This window comes from Pantoea sp. CTOTU46764 (assembly GCF_031974595.1).
In the GTDB taxonomy this organism is placed as follows: Bacteria; Pseudomonadota; Gammaproteobacteria; order Enterobacterales; family Enterobacteriaceae; genus Pantoea; species Pantoea trifolii.
The window spans coordinates 1-5,955 of sequence record NZ_DALYOQ010000108.1; the positions used below are offsets into that span (position 1 = coordinate 1).

The window sequence follows — 5,955 nt, forward strand, 5'->3', positions numbered from 1 at the left end:
CAGCGAGCATTTTGGCTGGTCGCTGGCGCTGACCGGCTGGGCGCTGCCGGTACTGCTGGCGATTGGATTGTGGCTTTACGTGCGCGTGCCCACCGCCGCCAGCACGGAAAACGTTGCGCTGCCGTCGCTGTGGCGCACGCCACGCGCCTGGACGCTGGCGATCAGTTTTGGCCTGGTGAACGGCGGTTACGCCACCTGTGTTGCCTGGCTGCCGGATGCTTATCATCATCTTGGCTGGTCGGCACAGGCTGGCGGATCGCTGCTTGGCGCGATGATTCTGTGTCAGGTTGCGGGTGCGCTGCTGATGCCGCTACTGGCGCGTAAGGCGGATCGGCGTCCGCAGCTGATTATCAGCCTGGTTTGCCAGCTGATCGGCATGAGCGGTTTTCTGTTTGCCCCGCTGTTCGCACCGTGGTTATGGGCGGCGATTGCCGGATTTGGACTGGGCGCGGCGTTTCCGCTGGCGATGGTGCTGGCGCTCGATCACCTGCCGCATCCGCAGGCCGGTGCGCGGCTGGTGGCGTTTATGCAAGGCGCAGGTTTTATCATCGCGGGTTGCATGCCGTTTATCGCCGGTCAGCTGCAGGCATTAACCCACAGTTTCTCCAGCGTCTGGCTGATGCAGACGGCGGTGACGGTTGGGCTGATCGTGCTGAATCTGCGCTTTCACCCGCGCAGTTATGGTCGGGCCTTTGGCCGGACTACGGCGTAATTGGTCCTACCGCATGGCGCAATTGTGGCCGCGTCGTCACATAACATGAAAAATCCCGCCTGTTTCGTTGCATCGAAATAACAAAGCATTAACCATTCTCCTCCACGAAGTCCGCCACGCTGCATTTTGGTCCTACCAATTTAGCGTGGCGGGTGTGTATCACACAGGATAATGCGATGACGGAAAACACGCTGCGGGCGCGGCTCTGCGCCTGGATCACAGAGCACCAGCTGGAGCCGGGCATGCGGCTGCCATCCGAACGCGCGCTGGCGGCGGAGTTTGGTTCGTCGCGCTCCTCACTGCGCGAGGCGATCCAGCAACTGATCAGCAGCGGCGTGTTAATCAGTAAACGCGGTGGCGGCACCTGGCTACGTCAGCCGCCGCAGCCGTGGTCGGAACAGCGTATCGTTGAGCCAATTCGTCAGCTGCTGGCGGAGGATCCTGATTATCGCTATGACATTCTTGAAGCGCGCCACGCGATAGAAGCCAGCACCGCGTGGCATGCGGCGTTGCGCGCCACCGAATCGGATAAAGAGAAGCTGAGCTTCGCCTTTGATGCGCTGCTGAAGATTAAGCACAGCGACGATGCCGATCTCGCGGCGCAGGCCGATCTGCGTTTTCATCTCGCCATCGCCGAAGCCTCGCATAACGTGGTGCTGCTGCAGACCATGCGCGGATTTTTCGATCTGCTGCAATCTTCGGTGCTGCACAGTCGCCAGCGCATGTATACCCAACCGGTGATTTTCAATCGTCTTAACGAACAGCATCAGGCGATATTTGATGCGGTGATGGCCGGTGACGCGGAAGCGGCGCGCCAGGCAGCGATGGATCACCTCGGTTTTGTTCACACCACCATGAAAACCCTGCATGAAGATGAGGCGCGCCAGGCGCGCATTACGCGTCTGCCGGGCCACCCATGACCTCAGCACAAGGAAAATAAGGGATGATCATTTCTGCTGCCAGTGACTATCGCGCCGCGGCGCAACGCATCTTGCCACCGTTCTTGTTTCACTATCTGGATGGCGGCGCCTACGCCGAGCACACGCTGAAGCGCAATGTCGCCGATCTCTCCGACGTGGCGCTGCGCCAGCGTGTGTTGAAAAACATGTCGGAGTTGAGCCTTGAAACTAAACTGTTCAACGAAACGCTATCGATGCCGGTGGCATTAGCGCCGGTCGGCTTATGCGGCATGTATGCGCGACGTGGCGAAGTGCAGGCGGCGCGCGCGGCGGCGCTGAAAGGGATTCCGTTTACGCTCTCCACCGTGTCGGTTTGCCCCATCGAAGAAGTGGCGCCTGCGATTAATCGTCCGATGTGGTTCCAGCTCTATGTGCTGCGCGATCGCGGCTTTATGCGCAATGCGCTGGAGCGCGCCAAAGCCGCTGGCTGTACCACGCTGGTGTTCACCGTCGATATGCCGACGCCGGGCGCACGCTACCGTGATGCGCACTCCGGCATGAGCGGCCCCAATGCGCCGCTGCGTCGTTACTGGCAGGCGGCAACGCATCCGCAATGGGCGTGGGACGTCGGTTTACATGGCCGTCCGCACGATCTCGGCAATATCTCCACCTATCTCGGCAAACCGACCGGGCTGGAAGATTACATCGGCTGGCTGGCGAACAATTTCGATCCGTCGATTTCCTGGAAAGACCTGGAGTGGATTCGTGAATTCTGGGATGGCCCGATGGTGATCAAAGGCATCCTTGATGCGGAAGATGCGCGCGATGCGGTACGTTTTGGTGCCGATGGCATTGTGGTGTCGAATCACGGCGGGCGTCAGCTGGATGGCGTGCTGTCGTCGGCGCGCGCGTTGCCGGCAATTGCCGATGCGGTGAAAGGCGATATCACTATTCTCGCCGACAGCGGCATTCGCAGCGGGTTGGATGTGGTGCGCATGATTGCGCTTGGAGCCGACAGCGTGCTGCTGGGACGCGCGTTTGTCTATGCGCTGGCAACGCACGGTCAGCGCGGCGTTGAAAATCTGCTCAATTTGATTGAGAAAGAGATGAAAGTGGCGATGACGCTGACCGGTGCGAAATCGATCAAAGAGATTACCCAGGCTTCGCTGGTGCAGGCTAACGCGCTGCTGAGCGAGGCGGGCTTGAGTCCGGCGCGTCCTCGCGCGGTGAGCTAATCCAGCAGAATGAGTCATGTTGTCTATACTCAATAGCTGTCGAACATAACAGGAGGAATGACATGACCATTCATAAGAAAGGATCGGCCCATTGGGAAGGCGACATTAAAGGCAAAGGTACGGTGAGTACGGAAAGCGGCGTGTTGAGCAATCAACCTTACGGTTTCAATACCCGTTTTGAAGGCGAGAAGGGCACCAACCCGGAAGAGCTGATTGGTGCCGCACATGCCGCGTGTTTCTCCATGGCATTGTCATTGATGTTGGGCAATGAAGGGCATCCGCCTACAAGCATTGATACCACCGCTGATGTGTCGCTGGATAAAAAGGGCGACGGGTTTGCCATTACCAAAATCGCGCTGACCAGCGCCATCGTCTTGCCGGGTATTGATGAGGCGAAGTTCGATGAGATTATCCAGAAAGCCAAAGCGGGCTGCCCGGTATCTCAGGTACTGAATGCTGAAATCACGCTCGACTACACGCTGAATAAATAATCGCCCAAATGGGTGACCAGCGTTAGAATCAACGGTGCGCCTTAGGGCGCATCGTTGCTTTCTGTCGTCTGGAGGATGTGTGGCAAAAAAACTGGCTGCAACCAAACACTGGAAAATGATCGTGGTGCTGTTGTGCATCTGCGGGGCGCTGATGCTGATTCGCTGGGCGGCGATGATATGGGGATGAAAGAGTGGATCAGCAGTCACAAGCTTGGCGTGTTAGTGATGGTGATTTTAGTGCTGGAGTTACTGCATTATCTGCTCACGGCATCGTGGTTCCCATGGCAGATCGGCTAATCAATCAGGCGAACTCACCGTCTGTCTGGCGTACGTTACGCACGCTGCTGCGCGCAATGCGATAGGCCTTGCGTGGATCGCCCGCCACGAACTCAAAAGTGGGCGAGAAATAGAATGGCAGCCAGCCGCCGAAGCCGCTCTCCCATTCCCAACGTACGGGGCAGGGCCAGAGAATGCCATCATACAAAATGTAGTAAACCCAGCGTCCGTTTGGACGACGGGGGCGAGATGTTTTCATTGGATTCACAACGGTGATAGTGAAAAGCAGCTTATATTTTGAACGCTACAACCCATTCTTGCAATGCCGTTTGGCTACTATTTGCGCGGCTGTAATAAAACTGGCACCGAATTAACGGTGCACTTCGCCACAAAGTAAGACCACGTTTGGCCGCACTTTATGGATGCGATCGGCCATTTGCTCACAGGCCACTTTGGTCGGATAGATTCGCTCCGAAACCGGTAAGGCATCACAGGCATCATGCCCGCACGCGCTCACTAACAAAACAAAACCAATCAGCATAATCAGACTCCTTTAACACCTTCTCGCTGGTACGGAATGTGTGGCTGGTCGTTCCCTTTTTTTGATCCAGTATAGCTAAACGCCTTGAGAGTCAATTATCACCCTGAGCGGCTTTCGTGTCCGGCTCGCAAGATTATACGCATCGCGGTGCGCAACCGTAGCTCAATCTGGGCTAAACTATGCGGCCCTGATAAAAACGATGAGTGAGTTAACATGTCGAACGAAATTGCCCAGCCAGCCAGCAACCCAAAACAAGCCGCCCTACAGCTGGTGATTGAACTGGTGCGCGCCGGAAAACTGAGCCCGCTGCAGGGTGATGCTTCTAACATGATTTCGATCTACGAGCAGTTCAAAAACCATTTCGAAGCGGAAAAAGCGTAATTTTTTTGCCAGCGGTCGCCATGAATGGCGACCCTACGCTGGCTCATCTGCGTGGGTGCGATCGTACGCTTCCTGCGCGCGTTCCAGTGATGGACCATGCTCCAGCGCCCAGTCATACAGCGCGATAAACGGTTGTTGCAGCGTCTGCGCCAGCGGCGTCAGGCTGTATTCCACACCGATTGGCGCTGTGTTTAACACTTCACGATTCACCAGCCCATTGCGCTCCAGCCGCTTTAACGCATCCGCCAACGCTTTATGGGTGATGCCATCCAACCGACGACGAATCTCGTTAAAACGCGACGGCTTAGTACATAGCACGGTAAGAATTAAAATCGACCATTTATTGGTGATGTGCTCCAGCACCGGCCGGGTTTTTCCTACATCTCTCAAGCTGTTACCGTCGATCTCTGCCATGGCGATATACTCCGCGATATCTGGTATAAACAAAGTGCGTAATTGTTATTAAGTATAAAATATATACCATCGGCTTTCTACCCAAACAGGAGAGAGCAGATGAGCAGACTGGATAACAAAGTGGCGGTGGTTTTGGGCGGCGCAAAGGGAATTGGTCTGGCGATCAGCCAGCGTTTTGCCAGTGAAGGCGCGACAACCTGGTTTACCTCGCGCCGCGATGAAGAGTTACAGGCCGCCAGCAGCAGCATCAACGGCAACGCGCATCCGCTGCGTGCCGATGTGAGCCAGCAGAGTGAACTAACGCGCATTATCGAGACGATCAGGCGCGAATCCGGCCAGCTGGATGTGTTGGTGATCAACGCTGGCATGGCGGAGTACGCCACCATTGATGAGATTAGCGCCGGGCATTTTGACCAAATCTTCGGCCTCAATGTGCGCTCGCCGGTGTTTGCCCTGCAGGCAGCATTGCCGCTGCTGAAGCCCGGCGCCAGCGTGGTATTGATGGGTTCAATTGCCGATGTGATTGGCACTCAGGGTTACGGCGTTTACAGCGCCAGCAAAGCCGCGCTGCGATCTTTTGCCCGCACCTGGACGCGCGAGCTCTCCGCGCGCGGCATCCGTATAAACGTGGTGGCGCCTGGCCCGATCGATACCGATATGATGCAGGCGGCTTCTGAAGAGGTGCGCAACGGCATTACCAGCACCATTCCGCTCAGTAGAATGGGTAAACCCGAAGAAGTGGCCAACGTCGCGCTGTTCCTCGCCAGTGACGAGAGCAGCTACATTGCGGGCGCAGAAATCTGTGTGGATGGCGGTTTGACGCAGGTATAAGCATCATAAATAGCCATCTCAGGATGGCTGTTTTGCTTTGGTCAGGCGAAATACCAGGCCGGCAGGATAGCGATCAGGTTATTCAGCGTGTGCAGGAAAATCGGCAGCGCCAGGCTGTTACTGCGCAAACGCGCATAGCACAGCAGCAGGGAAAACAGCGTTAAGGCGACCAGCG

Annotated in this window: 10 protein-coding genes and 1 pseudogene; 7 read left to right on the forward strand and 4 right to left on the reverse strand. The window is 56.6% G+C overall.

The window, feature by feature from the left end; all coding sequences use genetic code 11:
* The 5 genes from RTM06_RS22085 to yniD all read left to right on the forward strand — a co-directional run.
* The coding region (locus RTM06_RS22085) for an MFS transporter (protein WP_312184721.1) at positions 1-712 on the forward strand (712 nt) is incomplete at its 5' end.
* Between the two features lie 176 nt (positions 713-888).
* Positions 889-1,632, forward strand: coding sequence for a transcriptional regulator LldR (lldR, locus tag RTM06_RS22090; protein ID WP_256695738.1), 744 nt, complete (start codon positions 889-891; stop codon positions 1,630-1,632).
* A 23-nt stretch (positions 1,633-1,655) separates the two neighbouring features.
* Positions 1,656-2,846, forward strand: coding sequence for an FMN-dependent L-lactate dehydrogenase LldD (gene lldD, locus RTM06_RS22095; protein ID WP_008106005.1), 1,191 nt, complete (start codon positions 1,656-1,658; stop codon positions 2,844-2,846).
* Positions 2,847-2,908: 62 nt separating this feature from the next.
* The gene (locus RTM06_RS22100) at positions 2,909-3,337 is read left to right on the forward strand and encodes an OsmC family protein (RefSeq protein ID WP_154183140.1); all 429 of its coding nucleotides are present in this window, start codon (positions 2,909-2,911) and stop codon (positions 3,335-3,337) included.
* A 79-nt stretch (positions 3,338-3,416) separates the two neighbouring features.
* On the forward strand, positions 3,417-3,524 hold the full coding sequence (yniD, locus tag RTM06_RS22105; protein WP_021507251.1) for a small membrane protein YniD: 108 nt from the start codon (positions 3,417-3,419) through the stop codon (positions 3,522-3,524).
* A 114-nt stretch (positions 3,525-3,638) separates the two neighbouring features.
* Here yniD and RTM06_RS22110 read toward each other — a convergent pair whose 3' ends face one another.
* On the reverse strand, positions 3,639-3,872 hold the full coding sequence (locus tag RTM06_RS22110) for a hypothetical protein (RefSeq protein ID WP_008106011.1): 234 nt from the start codon (positions 3,870-3,872) through the stop codon (positions 3,639-3,641).
* A 111-nt stretch (positions 3,873-3,983) separates the two neighbouring features.
* Positions 3,984-4,154: a hypothetical protein gene (locus RTM06_RS22115; RefSeq protein WP_007887091.1), complete on the reverse strand. Its 171-nt coding sequence runs from the start codon at positions 4,152-4,154 to the stop codon at positions 3,984-3,986.
* A gap of 213 nt (positions 4,155-4,367) precedes the next feature.
* Between RTM06_RS22115 and RTM06_RS22120 the strand changes: the two genes are divergently transcribed.
* Positions 4,368-4,535, forward strand: coding sequence for a hypothetical protein (locus tag RTM06_RS22120; protein ID WP_008106014.1), 168 nt, complete (start codon positions 4,368-4,370; stop codon positions 4,533-4,535).
* A 33-nt stretch (positions 4,536-4,568) separates the two neighbouring features.
* On the opposite strand, the gene RTM06_RS22125 is transcribed toward RTM06_RS22120, so the two are convergent.
* Complete coding sequence (locus tag RTM06_RS22125; RefSeq protein ID WP_265299867.1) at positions 4,569-4,949, reverse strand: helix-turn-helix domain-containing protein; 381 nt, start codon at positions 4,947-4,949, stop codon at positions 4,569-4,571.
* Positions 4,950-5,048: 99 nt separating this feature from the next.
* Here RTM06_RS22125 and RTM06_RS22130 point away from each other — a divergent pair, with 99 nt between their 5' ends.
* Positions 5,049-5,780, forward strand: a complete 732-nt coding sequence (locus RTM06_RS22130; protein WP_312184723.1) for an SDR family NAD(P)-dependent oxidoreductase — start codon at positions 5,049-5,051, stop codon at positions 5,778-5,780.
* Positions 5,781-5,821: 41 nt separating this feature from the next.
* On the opposite strand, the pseudogene RTM06_RS22135 reads toward RTM06_RS22130, so the two are convergent.
* A pseudogene (locus RTM06_RS22135) lies at positions 5,822-5,955 on the reverse strand (type II CAAX prenyl endopeptidase Rce1 family protein); the annotation flags it as partial.

Coding starts and splice junctions, on each gene's coding strand:
- RTM06_RS22115 (WP_007887091.1), bottom strand. CDS start 4,154: ATGCTGATTGGTTTTGTTTTGTTAGTGAGCGCGTGCGGGCATGATGCC.
- RTM06_RS22130 (WP_312184723.1), top strand. CDS start 5,049: ATGAGCAGACTGGATAACAAAGTGGCGGTGGTTTTGGGCGGCGCAAAG.
- lldD (WP_008106005.1), top strand. CDS start 1,656: ATGATCATTTCTGCTGCCAGTGACTATCGCGCCGCGGCGCAACGCATC.
- RTM06_RS22120 (WP_008106014.1), top strand. CDS start 4,368: ATGTCGAACGAAATTGCCCAGCCAGCCAGCAACCCAAAACAAGCCGCC.
- RTM06_RS22125 (WP_265299867.1), bottom strand. CDS start 4,949: ATGGCAGAGATCGACGGTAACAGCTTGAGAGATGTAGGAAAAACCCGG.
- RTM06_RS22110 (WP_008106011.1), bottom strand. CDS start 3,872: ATGAAAACATCTCGCCCCCGTCGTCCAAACGGACGCTGGGTTTACTAC.
- RTM06_RS22100 (WP_154183140.1), top strand. CDS start 2,909: ATGACCATTCATAAGAAAGGATCGGCCCATTGGGAAGGCGACATTAAA.
- lldR (WP_256695738.1), top strand. CDS start 889: ATGACGGAAAACACGCTGCGGGCGCGGCTCTGCGCCTGGATCACAGAG.